Source organism: Chitinophaga vietnamensis (genome assembly GCF_902167635.1).
Lineage (GTDB): Bacteria > Bacteroidota > Bacteroidia > Chitinophagales > Chitinophagaceae > Chitinophaga > Chitinophaga vietnamensis.
Genome location: NZ_CABHMS010000001.1, coordinates 149,827 through 168,884 on the forward strand (window position 1 = coordinate 149,827; position 19,058 = coordinate 168,884).

Annotated in this window: 17 protein-coding genes; 13 read left to right on the forward strand and 4 right to left on the reverse strand. The window is 46.5% G+C overall.

All coding sequences use genetic code 11. The features are described from left to right. The first annotated feature begins 1 nt into the window (after position 1). The 3 genes from FPG75_RS00620 to FPG75_RS00630 all read left to right on the forward strand — a co-directional run bounded on the left by FPG75_RS00620 (position 2) and on the right by FPG75_RS00630 (position 3,376). On the forward strand, positions 2 to 493 hold the full coding sequence (locus FPG75_RS00620; protein WP_143304560.1) for a hypothetical protein: 492 nt from the start codon (positions 2 to 4) through the stop codon (positions 491 to 493). Between the two features lie 80 nt (positions 494 to 573). Next, positions 574 to 1,584, forward strand: coding sequence for a type I glyceraldehyde-3-phosphate dehydrogenase (gene gap, locus FPG75_RS00625; protein ID WP_143304561.1), 1,011 nt, complete (start codon positions 574 to 576; stop codon positions 1,582 to 1,584). Between the two features lie 61 nt (positions 1,585 to 1,645). Then, entirely contained in the window at positions 1,646 to 3,376 is a 1,731-nt protein-coding gene (locus FPG75_RS00630; protein WP_143304562.1) for a hypothetical protein, read from the forward strand. 34 nt (positions 3,377 to 3,410) lie between these two features. Here the strand turns inward: FPG75_RS00630 and FPG75_RS00635 are convergent, their stop codons facing one another. Together FPG75_RS00635 and FPG75_RS00640 are read right to left on the reverse strand one after the other, a co-directional pair. Continuing rightward, positions 3,411 to 4,544, reverse strand: a complete 1,134-nt coding sequence (locus tag FPG75_RS00635; protein WP_143304563.1) for an MFS transporter — start codon at positions 4,542 to 4,544, stop codon at positions 3,411 to 3,413. 11 nt (positions 4,545 to 4,555) lie between these two features. Further along, positions 4,556 to 5,491, reverse strand: a complete 936-nt coding sequence (locus FPG75_RS00640; RefSeq protein ID WP_143304564.1) for an alpha/beta hydrolase — start codon at positions 5,489 to 5,491, stop codon at positions 4,556 to 4,558. Positions 5,492 to 5,582: 91 nt separating this feature from the next. Between FPG75_RS00640 and FPG75_RS00645 the strand changes: the two genes are divergently transcribed. The 10 genes from FPG75_RS00645 to FPG75_RS25910 all read left to right on the forward strand — a co-directional run bounded on the left by FPG75_RS00645 (position 5,583) and on the right by FPG75_RS25910 (position 16,172). After that, a complete protein-coding gene (locus FPG75_RS00645; RefSeq protein WP_143304565.1) occupies positions 5,583 to 6,467 on the forward strand; it encodes a LysR family transcriptional regulator in 885 nt (294 codons plus the stop codon). A gap of 60 nt (positions 6,468 to 6,527) precedes the next feature. Further along, a complete protein-coding gene (locus tag FPG75_RS00650; protein WP_143304566.1) occupies positions 6,528 to 7,232 on the forward strand; it encodes a hypothetical protein in 705 nt (234 codons plus the stop codon). 309 nt (positions 7,233 to 7,541) lie between these two features. Then, positions 7,542 to 8,081 carry a hypothetical protein gene (locus FPG75_RS00655; protein ID WP_143304567.1) on the forward strand — a complete coding sequence of 180 codons (540 nt, stop codon included), beginning with the start codon at positions 7,542 to 7,544 and terminating at the stop codon, positions 8,079 to 8,081. 56 nt (positions 8,082 to 8,137) lie between these two features. Beyond that, entirely contained in the window at positions 8,138 to 10,594 is a 2,457-nt protein-coding gene (locus tag FPG75_RS00660; RefSeq protein ID WP_143304568.1) for an outer membrane beta-barrel protein, read from the forward strand. A gap of 196 nt (positions 10,595 to 10,790) precedes the next feature. Further along, positions 10,791 to 10,991, forward strand: a complete 201-nt coding sequence (locus tag FPG75_RS00665; protein WP_143304569.1) for a hypothetical protein — start codon at positions 10,791 to 10,793, stop codon at positions 10,989 to 10,991. Between the two features lie 62 nt (positions 10,992 to 11,053). After that, positions 11,054 to 12,061 (forward strand): MvdC/MvdD family ATP grasp protein, encoded by a 1,008-nt coding sequence (locus FPG75_RS00670; protein WP_143304570.1) that lies wholly within the window; start codon positions 11,054 to 11,056, stop codon positions 12,059 to 12,061. A 320-nt stretch (positions 12,062 to 12,381) separates the two neighbouring features. Then, the gene (locus FPG75_RS00675) at positions 12,382 to 13,224 is read left to right on the forward strand and encodes a hypothetical protein (RefSeq protein WP_143304571.1); all 843 of its coding nucleotides are present in this window, start codon (positions 12,382 to 12,384) and stop codon (positions 13,222 to 13,224) included. Beyond that, positions 13,217 to 15,415 carry a peptidase domain-containing ABC transporter gene (locus FPG75_RS00680; RefSeq protein WP_143304572.1) on the forward strand — a complete coding sequence of 733 codons (2,199 nt, stop codon included), beginning with the start codon at positions 13,217 to 13,219 and terminating at the stop codon, positions 15,413 to 15,415. Before FPG75_RS00675 ends, FPG75_RS00680 begins: the two co-directional genes overlap by 8 nt. 6 nt (positions 15,416 to 15,421) lie before the next feature. Then, positions 15,422 to 15,865 carry a hypothetical protein gene (locus FPG75_RS00685; protein ID WP_143304573.1) on the forward strand — a complete coding sequence of 148 codons (444 nt, stop codon included), beginning with the start codon at positions 15,422 to 15,424 and terminating at the stop codon, positions 15,863 to 15,865. A gap of 169 nt (positions 15,866 to 16,034) precedes the next feature. Beyond that, positions 16,035 to 16,172, forward strand: a complete 138-nt coding sequence (locus FPG75_RS25910) for a hypothetical protein (protein WP_161596618.1) — start codon at positions 16,035 to 16,037, stop codon at positions 16,170 to 16,172. Positions 16,173 to 16,228: 56 nt separating this feature from the next. On the opposite strand, the gene FPG75_RS00690 is transcribed toward FPG75_RS25910, so the two are convergent. Beyond that, a complete protein-coding gene (locus FPG75_RS00690) occupies positions 16,229 to 16,750 on the reverse strand; it encodes a hypothetical protein (RefSeq protein WP_143304574.1) in 522 nt (173 codons plus the stop codon). A 171-nt stretch (positions 16,751 to 16,921) separates the two neighbouring features. After that, complete coding sequence (locus FPG75_RS00695) at positions 16,922 to 18,964, reverse strand: OPT family oligopeptide transporter (RefSeq protein ID WP_143304575.1); 2,043 nt, start codon at positions 18,962 to 18,964, stop codon at positions 16,922 to 16,924. Between the last annotated feature and the right edge of the window lie 94 nt (positions 18,965 to 19,058).

Sequence of the window (19,058 nt, forward strand, 5' to 3'; positions counted from 1 at the left end):
TATGAAAATATTAATCACCATTTTGCTGTGCGGGCTCGCAGCCCAGGGACAGAAGATCAGTCGTACCGCTTCCATTATGTTGAACGGAAATGTCAAAACTGTTTTCCCATTATTCGGCGCATACGAAGAGAAGAAATGGGCGGCAGGCTGGAAGCCGCAACCAGTTTACCCTTCCACTGAAACGATCGAAGAGGAAGCCACATTTACCACGCCCGGTCATTTTGAAGGTGAAAAAGACTATGTATGGCGGGTGTCGAAATATGATCCCGGGAAATTCCTGATTCAATATATGGTTTATGGAGAGAACCGTTGCTGGACCATTACCATCCAATGCGAGCCGAAAAGCGATACTACCACCGCCGCCCGCATTACTTACAGCTTCATTGGGCTCAATGCGCAGGGAAACCAGAGCAGTCAGGAGTTTATTGATCGTATATACCAGCACGATCTCAAAGACTGGGAGCAGGAAATAAACAATTTCCTTGCCCTGTAAACCGGATGCGGAGAGCATGGACAAAAATGGCTATTGCATGGATAAATACACTTAACTTTGCCAGCCATAAAATATTGTCCATGAGGATAGCGATTAATGGATTTGGGCGCATCGGCAGAATATGTTTGCGCATGTTGCTGCAAAAAACAGGAATTGAAGTAGTAGCCATAAATGACCTGGCAGATACGCCAACACTAGCCCATCTTTACACATATGATTCTGTACATGGCCCTTACGAAGGCGAAGTAAGTGCCACCGCTGATACCTTGATCGTCGATGGCCGGTCTATCCGTGTTTTAGCGGAGCGCGACCCGCTGCAACTACCCTGGGCTGATCTGGGTATCGACCTGGTCATTGAGGCTACGGGCAAGTTTACCAGCAAACCCGCCGCAGAACAGCATCTGCGGGCAGGAGCGCAACAGGTGATCGTGTCGGCGCCATCACCGGATAAAGATATTCCTACGGTAGTACTAGGCGTGAACGATCACCTGATAGACCTGACATCGCCGGTACTGTCCAATGCATCCTGCACTACTAACAACGTAGCGCCGATGGTGAAAGTGCTCGATGATCACTGGGGTATTGTAGATGGTTACATTACCACCGTGCATTCCATGACCGGAGATCAAAACCTGCATGACGCCCCCCACCGCGATCTGCGCAGGGCGCGCGCAGCATCGGCCTCCATCATACCTACTTCCACCGGCGCTGCAAAGGCGATCACCACTATATTTCCGCACCTGGAAGGCAAGATGGGCGGCGCAGGCATCCGTGTGCCCGTGTTGAACGGATCGCTGACCGACTTTACCTGCATCCTGAAAAAGCAGCCGGCAAGCGTGAACGAGATCAATGCAAGATTTAAAGAAGCCGCCGCAACATCCATGAAAGGCGTACTGAAATATACCGAGGCGCCCATCGTCTCTGTAGATATCATTGATAACCCCTACTCCTGCACCTTCGATGCTTTATTAACCTCCATCGTAGGCGACCTCGTAAAAGTAGTGGGCTGGTACGATAATGAATTTGGATACTCCAACCGCCTGGCAGACCTGGTGGTGCGTATTGCCGAACTTAAACAAAAGAAGCAATAAATAAAGTTTGTTACTTTTCCTGTGCTATACCCTGAAATCACCTGTACCTAAAACATTTTTAATGAAACGTGTTTACCTGACCCTGTACCTGGCCATCCTTGGCATGGCCGCCCTCGCCCAATCTATAAAATGGGGAGATGAATTTAAACTCCGCAAAGGCAGTACCGACCTGAGAGTAATAACTGCTGACAACACCGGCGCCTATCTGGAAGAAAGTCATTCGGTGATGAGTGGCTATTTTGTAATCGCCACCGCTTACAGAGAATCGGCTTCCCTCGTAAAGGTGGACAAAAATTTAAATGAGGTTTATCGCAACGACTTTAACAGGGAATTGCGAGGTAAAACATTTGAACAATTTTTTGCCTGCCAGGACAAGCTGTTCTTGTTTTCGACCGATTATAGCCGGCGGGATAGAACCCTTGCCCTTTACGCCTCTGCAGTGAATAAAAACACCGGCGAACTAACCGGTGAATGGAGAGAAGTAGCGGTTTTCCAACTAAATGAAAAAAGCGATGATGTTGATTTCAAGATCGACTATAATGCAGACAGCACAAAGATGGTGATCGTCAGCAGCATAAAAGGAACAGAGAAAAACGAATACAAGATACAGGAGTTGGATAAGAATCTCAAAGCATCCAAGCCGCTTATCATCAGGAATGAATTTGAATCTAAAAAATATCAACTGGAAGACGTGTTGTACACCACCGATCGCAAAGTGGTGCTGGTAGGGCGTATGTACGAATATGAAGAAGGAAAAAAGAAGAAAGAAAAGTTCCTGGACTTTACCAATTACAATATCCGTATCTACAATGAGAAGGGAAAGCAACAGGCAGAGATCAATACCGGCATCAACGGGAAACGGCTTACCAATACAAAAATAGTACAGGAAAGGAACAAAGACCTGGTGCTGGCGGGATTCTACAGCAACCAGAAAAGAGGCGGCGCCATTGACGGATTGCTGGTGCAGCGGATCAATTTGAATGATGGAAAAGTGATTTCTACGAGCGATAAGCCGATCAATTATTCTCTCCTGTCAACAGAGCAGGATAAGGCGGATAGTGAGGATGGGGAAGATAAAGAAGAAAGCAAGGAAGATCGGAAGGTGAGAGAAGATCTGAATAGAAAGAAAGAAGATGAAGAAGGTTTTTCCAGGATCATGCAATTCCGTAAGATATTTTATACAGCCGATAACGGGCTCGTTATTCTTGCAGAAACATACGCGCATTTTGAATATACTTCTCAAACTTCTCCTACTGTTATGAACGGAATCGTGGGTCAAACTCAGACGACCTCCCATTCAGTTTATTCATCCGGCGACTTGTTGATGTGTAAGATAGATGCTGCCGGCAACATCGGATGGTTGCAGATACTTCCCAAGCGGCAGTGGGAAAGCATACGCGGGGCTACTACCACATCGTATGGTTATGGTATTCAAGCAGACATCAGTTATTTTATGGATGGAAACAGGCCTTTTTATTCAGGCTTCGGCGCTTTCCAGACAAGTGGAAATATTCAGCTGTTGTATAACGACAATCCCAAAAATATTGCTGTTACCCAGGCTGGTCAAAAAGCAAGATCAGCATATCGTTTCGGCAAATCCGATTGTTTCCTTGTAAACATTGATGAGGTTTCCGGTAAAGTTAGCAGGAAAGTATTTTTCTCCAATACTGATGTGCCTACCGCCATGCCCCGTTTGGGAGCCATTATCGGCAATGATATGTACATGGTTGGAAAGTCGGACAGGATGATTGGGAAGTCAAAGATCGCTGTAGCGAGGATTACTATTAAGTAAAATAAATAAATGAGGGATCTGTTTTACAGATCCCTCATTCAAATCTTTGTATCAACAACAGGCTCAAAGCCGCCGCACATAATACACACATCGCCCAGGGAGTGTTGTGCACTCCATATTGCGCAATCACCCAGCCACCGGCTAGCGTGCCCGCCGATATGCCCAGGTTGCCAAAGGAAATAGAAAGACTGTTCGCAAATTCAGGTGCTTCCGACGCATAAGATATCATATATGCCTGGCCGGTAAGAAAACAGGGCGTATGTAGAAATCCCCATACCGCAACTAGCAAAACACTCACGAAGGACATGGTACTGAAGTAATAGATGCCAGTTGCCGTCAGCATCAACCCAATCAGGAAAAAAGCAGTTGTGCCGGCAAGACTTTTCCCCAGCGCTTTACCTGCAACAAAATTCCCCGCAACACCCGCCGCACCAAATAACAACAGCATACTGCTGATTGTTCCCTGATCCATTTCATTTACTTTCTTCAGGTAATCTGCGAAATAGGAATAAGTAGTGAACATAGCCGCATTCATCAGGAATACGATCACCGTGCTGATAATGAATCCCGGCTTTTGCAAAATTTTCAACTGACTGCCAAGCTGCTTTTTTTCTGCAACCAGCATCGTTGGCAATGCTAACAATATGCTGATCAATGCGATCAGGCTAACCAGGCATTGTACAACAAATGAGGCCTGCCAGCGTTGAAATACACCGGCCATGTAAGTGGCCAGGGGGATCGTTGTTATGGTAGACAGGCCAATGCCTCCCAGTACGATAGCCATCATCGTATGTGTAGCTTTCTTGTCGGCTCCACTGGTCGCAGCAGCGATAGCTGTAGAGATATAGACTGGCTGCAGGAAGGCAGGCAACATGCGGGCTATCAGCAATAACCAGAACGGCGGAGAAAATAAAGCTACCATTCCTGAAATCAGAAACAGGAAAATGCTGAATGCCATGAGGTACTTTCTGTTCAAGCCCGACAGCAGCAGCGTCATGAAAGGCCCGGCCAGCGCGATCACCAGGGCAAAGGCGCTCAGTAGCCATCCTGCTTTATCAACGCTGATCCTGTAGTATTCCGCCACCTGCGGCAATACGCCGATGATGCCAAACTCGGTGGTGATAACGCCGATCATGCCCAGGCATCCTATGTAAGCAATTTTTTTCATAGCAGAGGGTATTAAAAATGAGCCTTCAAAAAAGCGGCAACGGCTTGTATCGCGTGCCTGCCATCGCTTATAATACCTCCCATCTGAAAGAAGCCGTGAATCATGCCGGCGTATGCAGACAACTGCACATCTGTACCAGCGGCTTGTAATTTTTCTGCATAGTGAATGGCTTCATCCCGTAGCGGATCGTATTCTGCTGTGATGATCAAGGTAGGTGGTAAGCCGGTGAGATCATCTGCATAAAGTGGGGACGCATCGGGATGGCGCCTGGCATTAGGATCAGGTATATACATATTCCAGGCATCTTTGGCGCCTGCGAGCGTGAGGTTGGGGCCATCAGCAAACGTTTGCCAGGAGCTGCTGCTCAGGGAAGCGTCAGTAACCGGGTAGATCAATACCTGGCAGGCCAGGGATAGGTGCAACGCTTTCACGGCCCGCAGGGTCACTGTTGCCGCCAGCGCCCCACCGGCGCTATCTCCGGCTAAAGCAATGCGGTTGATATCTACATCAAGCAGGGCTGCATTATCCATCACCCATTGCAATACATAACAGCAATCGTGCAAGCCGGCAGGGAAGGGATGTTCCGGCGCCAGCCGGTAGTCGATGGAGATCACTACGGCCCCGGATAAATTGGCAACAGCACGTAGCGGCCGGTCGTGCGTATCAAGGCTGCCTGCATTAAACCAACCGCCATGCATGTATAACACTATCGGTAATGAAGGCTGCGCGGAAGGCCGGTAAATGCGAAGGGCTATATCTGCCTGCGGCGAATGAATCGTATGCGTTTGTATAAAATTTACTTCCTCCGGTTCACCAGCCATGGGAATGAAACGCTCGTAAAATTCACGTCCCATGTGTACGGCATTTTCCGCAACGGGAACTTCTATGGATTGAATGAATGCCAATGCAGCCGTAACTTCCGGAGATAATATCAAAGTGTTGCTCATGTTCTTTTTTGAGCAAAATTGCAGGTATCATCCCCATAAAATAAAATAGCATGATTTATAGAACCAATAAAAAAATTTATACCTTTCCGGTATGGTAAATCTTGAATGGTACAGGACATTTAAAGCTATCTATCAAACGGGGTCGCTTACAGCTGCCGCCAGGATATTGTTTATCTCGCAGCCTAATGTAAGTCAGCACCTGTCGGCATTGGAAGCGCATATCGGACAGCAGCTGTTCGAACGGAAGCCAAGACTGGTGCCCACAGCAGACGGTCAACTGTTTTATACACAGGTAGTAGCGCCTCTGGAACAGCTCGAAAATATTGAAACCACTTTCAGGGCGATGCGCAGTGGCCGCCAACTGCCGCTGATCCGTCTGGGCGCCGTTAAAGAAGTGTTTCATACAGTATCATTGAAACACCTTTCCAAATTACAGGCGGATATTGTGGTATCGTTCGGGTTAACAAAAGACTTGCTCGCCAAACTCGCCGATGGCGAACTTGATTTCGTAGTGGCCACACAACGGACAGACAGAAAAGATATTTTCTTTGAGCCTGTTTTAACAGAATCATTTATCGTAGCCGGCAGCCCGTCTATCGATACCACCGCGTTTCACAAGATGGTGAAAAAGAAAGCATGGGAACAGGTAGAAGAATGGCTGCTACAGCAAACATGGTTTGCATACAGCACAGACCTCGCTATCATACGCCGGTTCTGGCTGGTGAATTTCAAGAAAAGACCTCCTATAAAACCGCGCTTCACCATCCCGGATATGAATACTATTTTAGACGCCATCAGCAAAGGTGAAGGCGTGACAGTAGCCGCTGATTATCTCATCAAAGATGGAAAGAAGAAAGGCTTGATCGCTGAAATATGGCAAGGGATCACGCCTACCACCAATACCATTTATCTTGCGTATGACAAGGCCAGAACTACTGCCAGGGCGCTGGAGCTGGTGAAGGCATTGTTGAAGTGAGATCAAAAATATTTCCTGTAATACCCCTAGCTTTGCATCTCGCAAAACCCCTTTTATCTCATGGAAAAACTGTTAAAAGAAGTACGAATACTCAAAATCTATTCTCTTGTACTCACCTTTATTTTCGGTCTGTTTGTTTTTATGTCTTTCAGATCAGATAACCACAAACAACGTTTCGAAGAAATTGATGTAGAACGTATCAATGTCATTGAAAAAGATGGTGCGGTGAAACTGGTGATCTCCAACAAAGCGCGGCAACATCCCGGCAAGGCGGATGGAAAAGATTTACCTGCCCGCGCCCGCGAAGCCGGTATGATCTTCTTCGATGGTCGCGGCAATGAATGCGGAGGACTTGTTTACGATGCAGATAAAAAAGACGCTGGCCTGGTATTTTCTGTTGATCAGTTCCGTAATGACCAGATCATGCAGCTACAATATTTCCAGGAACTGCAAGGCGCCGGAGCCCGCGCCTATGGCCTCGAATTATGGGATCGCAGCGATGAATACCCGGTATCACGCGTATTAAAAGTAGTGGATTCAATCAATGCTTTCAAGAATGAAGCAAAAGAAAAGAATGCATTTGATTCCCTGGCCGCCAATGGCGCATTCGGTACAGAACGCCTCTTTGTGGGCAAGACAATGAAAAATGAAGTAGGTCTCTTTATCCGTGATGATAAAGGCACGCCGAGGATCAAGATCTATGTGGACAAAAATAACAAAACTGTTTTTGAAACATTTGATGAGAACGGTAAACCACTGAAATAATAGATCAGTGAAATGTTGACGATAAGAAAGCAAATTATCATGAAGGGGGATCGGCTGTAAGCCTTCCCCCTTCAGTATTTCATGAGAATGTCTGCCAATCAATACGTTGTGTTTTTTTACTGTTTTTATGTTGCAGAATTAAAAAATTACATTAAATTAGTTTCATAATGTAAGGCTATGATGTCCCTAACCCAACCAAAAGAAATGAGCATATTGGTAGTTGTGACATTGCCCCTCTGTACTTGTTTAACCCTCAGTGCAGCGGCAAGAGAGCAAAACTGTGTTTTACCCATGTATACCCGCACTACTATGGATACTACCCTTTCATATCGTTATCTTATCTGTATACCAGAAAATGGATACAAAGTATATGGAGATGTTGCCAGCGGACCCTTGGCGCCGAACATTGTGAATGTTGACCATCTGCAGCCTTCCTGGAAAGGAAAGGTGATTGTTCAATATCCTGACGGTAAAGTGAGCGTATTCAATAATGAGCAAGAGCTGCCTGTAGCAGACAAGGAGTGGCTAGCCCGGTCAAGACAGTCGGAAGAAATATTACTGAAAGATGCTGCAAAATTGAACGCTACTCCCGGTCATGTGAACCCTGGCCGGCGGCCCATGTCGGCACTGGAAGCTGAATCGCAGCAGGTAAGAGCATTATTCAGCAAATTGGAAGCTGAGCATCTGATTGGTAATGGCCCGGCACGTGTGCGTATTCAGGATGAAATACTCTATGTAAATGATGTGAAACAACCCGAGACGATTCAATCCGCTTACCATTCAATGGTGCGTCAGCTGAAAGGTAAACGCATGGAGAGAGATGAGAAAAATAATATCAACATTTATTAGTACGCGGATAAGCGCTTCTTTTTCTGTAATTCCATAATACCCAAGCAAGCACCCTTATGTTGCTGTCACTGATTGCTGTTTGCACAATTCCTGTTGTACAAGGTACTGCCTTGGCACGGCCCGACTCACTCCCACTTGTTTCCATTTATGGAGAAGTGAGAGATAGCCGCCAGCAGCCAGTGGTCGCCGCAGCAATACAGCTATTTCGTGTGCAGGACTCCACCATCGTAGATGGAGTCTTTACAGATGACAAAGGACATTTCCGGCTGAAAGCTATGCCGGCAAACCAATACCGTATATCCGTCGCTTATCTTGGCTATATAAAATATCAAGGCAGGGACATTACAGTTGGTAATACCGACGTGCATCTTCCCACCATTATTTTACAACAGGACTCACACCTGCTCCAGGAGGTAACCGTGAATAGCAAGAAACCACTGGTGTCTTTTACAGGTGATAACGTGACCTTAAATGTGGAAAACCGCACCAATCTTATCGGTAGCACTGTTTTTGAAATTCTTGGTAGAGCTCCCGGGTTGATGACTATTCGTGATAATATTGTGCTCAACGGCAAAACCGATATCACGGTGTTGATAGATGGCCGCCGTATGTTTATGGATATACATCAGGCAACAGCTTACATTAAACAATTGCCGGCTGCGCAGATTAAGTCGATAGAGATCATTAACAGTCCGTCGGCGAAATATGATGCTGCTGGTAGCGGAGGTGTGATCAATATCGTCATGAAACGCCCTGTCAATGAAGGTTTTAACGGAGCTGTCAACGGCGCCTGGAACCAAGGTTGGTATCCGCGTGCCAGCGCAGGCATCAATACCAATTACCGCCGAAAGAAATGGAACCTGTACGGCGCCTATACCTTCACATCCAGTAATGTGTATTCGGAGAATAGTAGTAATCAGGTGATCCAAAATGGAAACAGCGACAGCTATATCGATATGACATCGGTATCGCATAAACGTTATCTTAATAACATGGCTCGTGCAGGCGTCGACTTCCAGTTGAATGCCAGGCAAACCATCGGTGTTGTTGCCAATTTCAGTGGCAGCAACCTCACGTTGAGACCCGCCGAAAACGACGCCTGGAGTAGCGCAGCCGATGCGTTGAAACGGAATATTTTCTACCAGCAAACTACGGCTAACAATTATATCAGTAACACCTTTGTGAATGTGAACTACAATGGAAAATTTGATTCCTCCCGCAAGGAATTGAATATAGATGTCAATGGAGGCCGTAATCACAACCTGCCGGGATATACTTATGCACAACAGCAATGGAATGACCAACACGAGCCGGTGTCGGACTGGCTATTGCTGCAAAGCCGGCAAACTTCCACTACAGACGTTGCCAGTTTCCGGCTTGATTATATACAGCGTATGGCGCACAAAATAAAACTTGATGCTGGCGTTAAGTCTTCCTACGCGCGCGCCGATAATCTTGTTTTGTTCGATACATTACAAGGTGGCAGTATCATCAGAGATACTGCGCGCTCAACAGATGCCAGCTACAAAGAATATATTAATGCCGCTTATGTTACCTTCAGTAAATCCTGGACCAGGTGGGATGTGCAGGGAGGGCTCCGGCTGGAACAGACCAACGCTACTGTCAGGTTCCGGGATACACACAGTCAGCTGGATATTAACCTCACCGGGCTTTTCCCCAGCCTCAGTGTGGTATACAGGAAAGATCCGCGCAACCAGTTTTCCTTGTCGTTCCGCAAAGGAACGTTCCGCCCGTCTTACTTTGTGATGAACCCGGTGATACAGTATTATGATCGCTATACTTACTATCAAGGAAATCCGGAACTGAGGCCCAGCATCTCCTATAGCAGCTATTTTTCGTATCTGTTTAAGCAACAATTCAACTTTACGATCGGGTTCTCTAAAACACTGCATGGTATTACGCAATTGTTCGAACAGCAAGGCAATATCTCCAAGATGACCTACGATAACCTGAATGAAAGCAATATATATAGCGCTACAGTTTACCTTCCTTTTAATATTACAAAATGGTGGGAGATGACTAACAATATACAAGGATTCTACCTGCAATATGTAAAGTATGATCATACACAATTTCCTGATATCAGCAAAGGTAATCTGACCGTGAGGATATCAACATCCAATACCTTCACCTTGCCCCGGGGCATTACCCTGGATGCAGGACTCTACTGGTTTTCACCTACACGCTACAATCAGTTGTACATCAATGGTAATCTGGCTACGGAATTGACTATACGAAAAGCATTTATCGAAAAAAAACTGAACACATTTATTACTTATGAAGATATCCCGATAGGATTTACACGCAAAGGAGATGCGACCTATAACAGTATTGTCAGTCATACACAAGACACAGATGATGCCCGTAGAATAAAGGCAGGATTTATTTATTCATTTGGTAACCTGAAAGTAAAGAACAATCGCCAACGAAAAACAGGAATTGAAGATGAGCAGAACCGAATAAAATCGGAACAGGACAGAACTATCAGATAGCAATAAAGCACCATTTTTTCTGAAACTGATTTACCCAGCGTAAATGCGCCCGCATTTTACGCCTGTCACCTTTTTGGCGCAGTCTGGAGGCCTACGGACTGCTCCCGGGTCTACTATGCCGACCTCTTAACTGCATAGACATCAATTGCAACACCTGTAGTAAACAGGCTTTTTATTAATCACAAAATCTATTAAAATGAAAAAGAACAAATTCTCCCTGGAAAGCTTTAGCGATGTAAAAGCATTTTCTGCTGAAGAACTGAAACTGATCAATGGCGGTACTGCCTCTATTGATGAAATGTGTTCAGACTCCAATGATTCTGATAGCGGCCGCAACTGCTCAGTAACCAGTGATACTGACACTGCCGATGCAGCTACTTCCACATTGGCTGCTTAATACTTCCAGAGCCCCATACCCGCATGGTACGGGGCTCATCTTCTCCCTAAAAAAAAATCGATATGATCCTGATCATCACCAATCAATATGAGCCTACAACCGATTATGTGATCGACTGGCTGATAGAAAAGAAAGCAGACTTCTACCGTATCAACAGTGAAGACATGACCCAGCAGACGGCCATTAACGACTTCAGTTTGAGTGATGATAATACGATAGAACTGGCTGGGAAAAAATTGTACCTGCCCGATATCCACGTGGTATGGTATAGAAGATGGTATGACTACCGCAATACGATCACCCGCGCTGTTGACAAATATCATCGCCAGGCTATTATAGAATCACGTGAAGAAGCCACACAGGTAAGCTATTATCTATTCAAGTTATTGCGACATAAAAAATGGCTTTCCGATCCTTTCCAGAACCAGTCACATAATAAATTACATACGCTTAAACTGGCAAAACAAGTGGGCCTTACTGTGCCCGATACGCTCGTTACCAACAGCAAGGCTAGGTTGCGTGCATTCTACGAAAAACACCAGGGTGGCATCATTACGAAACCTGTATCGGACCCCTATGTATTTATCAGTGATAATGGCGATAACTATAAAAGTTTTACGGAGAAGATCACCAGCGGATTCATTGATGCATTGGAAGATCAATTCTTCCTGTCGCAATTTCAGTCGTACGTGAAAGGTAAATATGAACTACGCATCTTTTATCTCGACGGACAATTCTATCCCACCGCTATTATTCACTCCGGCACTACTGATATCAAGTTGAGCGTAAGCTACCAGGTGAGCCGCATCAACATGATCGCTTATTGCTTGCCGGAAGATATTATCGCTAAACTGCAACGCCTCATGAATGTGTTGGGCCTTAATACCGCTTCCATTGATATGCTGGAAACAGAAGACGGGCATATCACTTTCCTGGAAGTGAATCCTGTTGGGCAGTTTATGGGATATGCCACACATAATAATTATCAGATCGATGAAAAGATAGCCGAATGGCTTGTTAAAAATGATCGTCCTCATGAAAAAGAAAAAAAAGAAGATCAGTTTCGATAATAGCATCCTGCCAAAGAAGCATATGCATTCGTTCCCATTGTATTACCGATTTTTGCGCAGGCTTCCAAATGATGCAGACACAGGTATCGAAAACCTGAACAAGATATCCTTCAGTCAACGTCATCGTAGCCTGGGATATCACCTGGAAGCCTGTTACAAGCCTGTATCAAAATTTATTCAGTCTAATTTCTTTTGATATGCAACCCGAATATTTTTCTTTATACAGTTATTGTATTCCGGTAATGGGGAAACATGCTGCCATTATCTGCGATTTGCAGAATCGGGGATATATAGAAATACCGCAATTTCTCTGCGAAGCTTTGACGGAATTCAAACATTCCAGTATTGCTGAATTGGAAACTATCTATGGTGATACAAAAAATAATATACGCAGGTTCCTGCAAGCCCTTGAAGAAAAGAAGGCAGGTACATTCACCAGGCATCCCGAACGTTATGGTGTACTGGATCTTCATTGGCGCCGGGCAGAAAAAATATTGACCGCTGTAATCGAGATCAGCGATCCTGCCCGCCTGGATTACGCTGATGTCCTGCAACAGCTGGATGAGCTACGCTGCAAACATATAGAGCTACGTTGTTTTACCGCGCTGCCACTGCAGTGGTTACAGCACTTGATGGAAACGGTTGTTGGTACGCAGTTTCGCACAATCGACCTGCTGATCCCATACGGTAGTGGCTATGGTACCGTAACAGCATTGAAGCAGTTTTCCCGGCAGTTTAAAAAGATCAACCACATCGTATTATATGGTACGCCACGGAAAATAAAACATATTCAGAACTGCATCTTCTCTACGCCGCAGCTGCTCAATAACAGCAAGGCCTTTCAGCATATCGGCCGCGATGAATATGTGATGAGCGTACAGTTCTTCTGTGAAGCGCAGCAGTTCAATCCATATTATAACAGAAAGGTTTGTATAGATGATAGAGGAGAGATAAAGAACTGTACCAGCCATACAAGAAGCTTTGGAAATGCCGCTGAGCGAAGGATCGCAGAAGTGGCTGATGACCCTGCATTTCAGGAGTTATGGCATGCTAATAATGACCGCATACTGGAAGTAATGGATTCGCCATTCCGCTACATCTGGATGAATACTCATGAGCTGGAGAAAATTGATGATCACTATTACAGTATCAAACATGCGTAAATTATTTAAACCATTTCCATTCTTCCGGCAGATGGATGCGATGGATTGCGGTCCCGCATGTCTGCGCATGATAGCGCAGCACTATGGCAGGCGTGTGAGCCTGCAAACGTTGCGGCAATATAGTCACTTCAGCAAGGAAGGTGTTAACTTGCTTGGCCTGACAAATGCCGCCGGGAAGATGGGGTTCCAGACACTAGGTGCGCCATTGTCTTTCGACCGGTTACAGGAAGCGCCACTGCCCTGCGTTGTGCATTGGAATCAAAATCATTTTGTAGTGCTCTATCGCATCACCTCGAAATATGTATACATCGCTGATCCTGGCAGAGGGCGTGCACGTTATACCCACGCTAACTTTATCAAACATTGGGTGAGTATCGGAAACAACGGTAGCAGCGCCGGCATCGCACTGCTGCTGCAACCCACCAGCGATTTTTTTGATCGCCCCGATGAAATCGCTAGTGGCATTGGTTTACGACGGATCATCGCTTACCTGCGTCCTTACCGTCGACTGATCATCCAGCTGTTTCTCGGTCTCATCGTGGGCACACTCATCCAACTGATATTTCCTCTTCTCACGCAAAGCATCGTGGATATAGGTATCCGACAAGAGAACCTGCACTTCATTACCCTCATACTCATCGGGCAACTGGTACTACTGGCCGGGAAAACCAGCGTGGAATTTGTACGTAGCTGGATACTGCTGCATATCAGTGCCAGGATCAATGTGAGCATTCTGAGCGATTTCCTCGTGAAGATGATGAAGCTGCCACTGCTATACTTTGATACTAAAATGACAGGCGATATTATGCAGCGGATGAACGATCATAACCGGATCGAGAACTTCCTGACTTCTTCTTCATTGAGCATTCTTTTCTCTGTACTGAACCTCGTTGTATTTAGTATACTGCTGGCGGTTTACAACCTGAAAATATTTTTTATTTTCCTCATCGGTAGTACCCTTTATCTCTTATGGGTCAAACTTTTCCTGAATCGTCGTCGCGTCATTGACTATGAGAAATTTGGTATTGCCGCGCAGAACCAGAGTAAGATTATACAGCTGGTATATGGCATGCACGAAATAAAACTGAACGATTGTGAAAAACAGAAACGATGGGAATGGGAACACTTGCAGGCCAATTTATTCAACATTAATATCAAAAGCCTTGCTTTGGGTCAGTACCAGCATGTGGGTGCCTTCTTTATCAATGAAGGAAAAAATATCCTCATCACCTTTGTTGCAGCTGCCAGTGTAATCAATGGCCATATGACACTGGGGGTGATGCTGGCTATTCAGTATATTATCGGACAATTGAATGGTCCTATTGATCAGCTGGTGCAATTTATACAGTTTTCGCAAGATGCCCGTATCAGCATGGAACGGCTGAACGAAGTGCACCTGATCAAAGATGAGGAACCACAGGAAGCGAATCTGCTGCAGGAGTTGCCACCACAACCAGCTATCAGACTGGAGCAGGTGTCTTTCCGGTATCCGGGCGCCGGCAACCCGCTGGTATTGCAGGAGGTACAGTTGGACATACCTTTCGGGAAGGTGACCGCCATCGTAGGTATGAGTGGCAGCGGCAAAACAACGCTGCTCAAATTATTGTTGAAATTTTACGACCTGGAGAATGGAGATATCAGGCTCGGTGATGAAAGCCTCTCGGGAATCAGCCACAAAGTTTGGAGGCGGCAATGTGGAGTGGTGATGCAGGATGGTTTTATCTTTTCCGATACCATCAGCAGGAACATCGCAGTGGGCGATGATGAACCGGACCTCGCCAAATTGCAACACGCACTGGCAATGGCTAACCTGGAAGAGTTTGTAAACACACTGCCGTTAGGTCTTAATACCGTAATTGGCAGCGAAGGGCACGGCATTAGCCAGGGCCAGAAACAACGCATCCTCATCGCGCGCGCTATCTACAAAAATCCCGCCTTTATCCTGTTTGATGAAGCCACCAATGCACTCGATGCTAATAACGAAAGAGTGATCATGCATCACCTGAACGATTTTTTCAAAGGCAGAACCGTAATTATCGTAGCGCATCGCCTCAGTACCGTGAAAGATGCAGATAATATCGTAGTGCTCGATAAAGGCCGGATCATAGAACAAGGTACTCATTTATCTCTCACACAAAAAAAAGCCGCCTACTATACGCTGGTGAAAAACCAACTGGAACTTGGCGCCTGATCAAATATGAGCCACGACATAAATAGCCAAGAAGTAACACAGATACTAGCCAGCACACCACGCTGGTTGCCGCGTACCAATACCTTGCTTTTCTTTGTACTGTTGCTTGTACTGTATATACTGCTGCGCACCATACCCTATCCGCAAGCCGTCAAAACCGCGCTAACAGTACACAATACCAACGATAGTACCGTTGTACAGATGTATTTGCCTGCGATACAGGCGCGGCAACTATATACAGGTCAGCTAATGACTGTCACACTGAATACGACGGATGTGCCATTGAAAGCCAATATTTTCTATGCAGATACCACTGCAGAAATGAATGGCAGGGTACTTGTGAAAGCCTTGCTGACAGGACATGTCAGCACATTAAATGACGGTGTCGGCGGAACCGGTCTCATCTCTGTCGGTGGAAAAAAGTTGTGGCATAAATTGTTGGAGTTTTGAACATGGTAAATATATTTTTTGTATCTTCAGATCACTCTTTTTATTAATAACCCGAACTACTTGCCAATAGTGCATTCCAACGATCTGCTTATTTATCGCTAAACATAGGGGCCGCCGAAAACCTGTAGAAAAGAGTAGGCAATCATGCTTCTTTAGTAAAACCCGTTTTATGAAAAAGAAAATCGCAAAAAAACTCGACGTTCGTAAAATGAAAATCGCCAGACTTACTGAATCCGGACAGAAAAAAGCAGAGAAAGCCACTATTCCACCCCGCACTTTCTGGTGCTCTGTGCTGACTGATTGCTAACAGCGCTAACGTACTACGACAAAGGGACGCCAACGGCGTCCCTTTTGTGTAATATCTTATTGGCTTACCTGTGTTACCACCGCCCTGAAAGCGCCGTCTGTTACGGCTCTCGGCCCACCCGCACCGCTCTTGTCGTACAAAGTGCCGGAGAAATTTCCCTCCACCGTCATATTATTCACATCGGTAAGATTGATACCGAAACCGCCGGATGCAGGATCACTGCCCAGCTGTTGCGGAAACGAACCATTGAGCAACACGCTCATGCTATTGCCCTTCTGCGTAACAGGATAGGCGCCTGGTTTGAAAGGCATCGCATCTGTGGCTAGTGTAAAAGTGATCACATCTCCCGTATAACTCTGCCCCGTGATCTCCATTCTAGGATAATCATTGGTAGGGTCATTGTCTGTAAGATTGGGCAGATAGATCACCGCTTTTGGATTCTCTGAAAGATAAATGCGATTATCGAGCTTGAAAGAGATGAATCTTCTGCTGCGACTATCGTTGTTGTCATTATCCTTTCCGCAGGATATGCCCATCAGCATGGTGGCTCCGAGTAAGGCGGTTGCAAGTATGCGCATAGGTATTATTGATATATCCGATAAAAATAAGACTAATATTTTTTGATGTAAGAATTTTTTGATGTAAGAATTTATGGATTTACGGATTTATGAATTTATGGCGAACCTGAAAACCGCCACAAATCCGTAAATCCGTAAATCAAAAAATCCGTAAATCAAAAAATTCTCACATTATTTCCTTGCGGTTCGGTAGAGACACCAGCCCATGAATGCAAAGAAAAGTACGCCTAAAGAGAAGTAGCCGCCCGTACCCAATGCATGGGTAAGCGCACTTTCACTATTCACTTTAGAGAGTATAGCGGCCGACCAGTCGAAGCCTGCGAGTATAGCGATGATCACACCAGCCACTGCGCCGCCGGCAACCAGTCCGGTAGCAAATAAATTACCTTTACCCAGTTCCTCTTCTTCTGGCCTGAGCTCCACTTTATTTTTCTTGTGCTGACGATCTACTACTCCGCGGATCGCGCCACCAATAAAGATCGGTAGTGTGGTTGATAAAGGCAGGTATGCGCCCACGGCAAACGACAGGGAGTTTACACCGCACAGCTCCATCGTAATGGCCAGGAAAACGCCCACCAGCACAAATTGCCAGTCGAGGTTGAACGACAAAATACCTTTGGCCAGTGTAGCCATGAGCGTACCCTGTGGCGCAGGATAATAAGCCGTGCCAATAGCATGGTCTTTCACGCCATGAGCAATCATATCGGCCGTAGGCTTGTCGAGGAATTTCACCGTAAGACCGATCACAACAGAAGAAACGATCGCGCCGATGAACAAGGCCAGCTGCTGGTACATCGGCGTAGCGCCTACGATGTAGCCCGATTTCAGATCCTGCGAAGTGCCGCCGGCATTGGCCGCCGCGATACAGATCATACCGCCCACTACCAACGCCATCGGCTCATATACTTTGCCGGTCCATCCAACCGCGATGAACACCAGGCAGGTGCCCATCAGCGTGGCGATGGTCATACCGGAGATCGGGTTGTTGGAAGAACCGATCAGCCCTACAATACGGCTGGACACTGTTACGAAGAAGGCGCCAAAAACCACCACCAGCAAGCCTACCAGCAGTTTCTTGCCGATAGAGTCGCCGGGCAGTTGTGGCAGAAAAGCCATCAGCAATACCAGTGCGATACTGCCGAACAATACTATTTTCAGATTGAGGTCGCGTTCTGTACGGGGCGTTTGTTCGCCGGAAGCGGCGTCACTACTGCCTTTCACAGCACTGATGCTGCCTTTGAAAGAAGCGATGATAGTAGGAATGGTTTTCAGCAGCGTGATGAAACCGCCTGCGGCTACGGCGCCTGCGCCGATCTGACGCACATAGGCGTAATATACTGCTGAAGCATAATCCTGGAAGGTATGGGTTACCGGGTCCCAACCGCCTTGTCCACCGGGCGTTTGCAGGTTGGCGAGATAGCCGATCTTCACCAGCTGTGTGGCGATCACATCGCCGGGCAGCAAGGATGCCAGCAGCGGGATGAGCGCCAGCCAGGAGATCACGCCGCCGGCCACCAGCACACCCGCAATACGCGGACCGATGATATAACCCACACCCATGTACTCCGGTGTGATATCGGCGCTGATCTTTGCAGATGGAAAGAAGCGGTTGGCTTGTTGAGTCATATAGCCGGGCGTTTCGGCGATCACATGCAACACTTTTTGCAGGATGGCATATACGAAAGCGAAGCCCAGTCCATAGAAAGCGGTCTTGGCGAAGTCGCCGCCCTTTTCGCCGGCGATGAGCACATCGCCGCAGGCGGTGCCTTCGGGGTAAGGCAGCGTACCATGTTCTTTTACGATCAGTGAACGACGTAGCGGTATCATCATCAAGGTGCCAAGCACGCCACCGAAGATGGCCAGCGTAAGGATGGTGATATAATTGAAGAACTGCGCTCCGCCGCCATCGCTCAGAAAGAGGAATCCCGGCAATGTGAATACCACGCCCGCCGCAATGGACTCGCCCGCGGAGCCGGTGGTCTGGATAATGTTATTCTCCAGGATGGAGGTCTTGAAAAATTTTCTGCCAAGTGTAATGGCAATCACGGCGATAGGGATAGAGGCCGATACCGTAAGACCCGCTTTCAGTGCGAGATACACCGTGGCTGCGCCAAAGATGATCCCGAAAACGCAACCCAGTAAAATGGATTTGAGGGTAAATTCTTTCATTGTCACGCCCGGCGCAACAAAGGGTTTGAAGTTGTTGTCAGACATATGTGGTAGCGTATAATCAAATGATAAATTACGAATTTAAACGAAAAGCCCTTCAAGCGATTTGCGCGCCTGAAGGGCTTTCCTTCATTTGAAT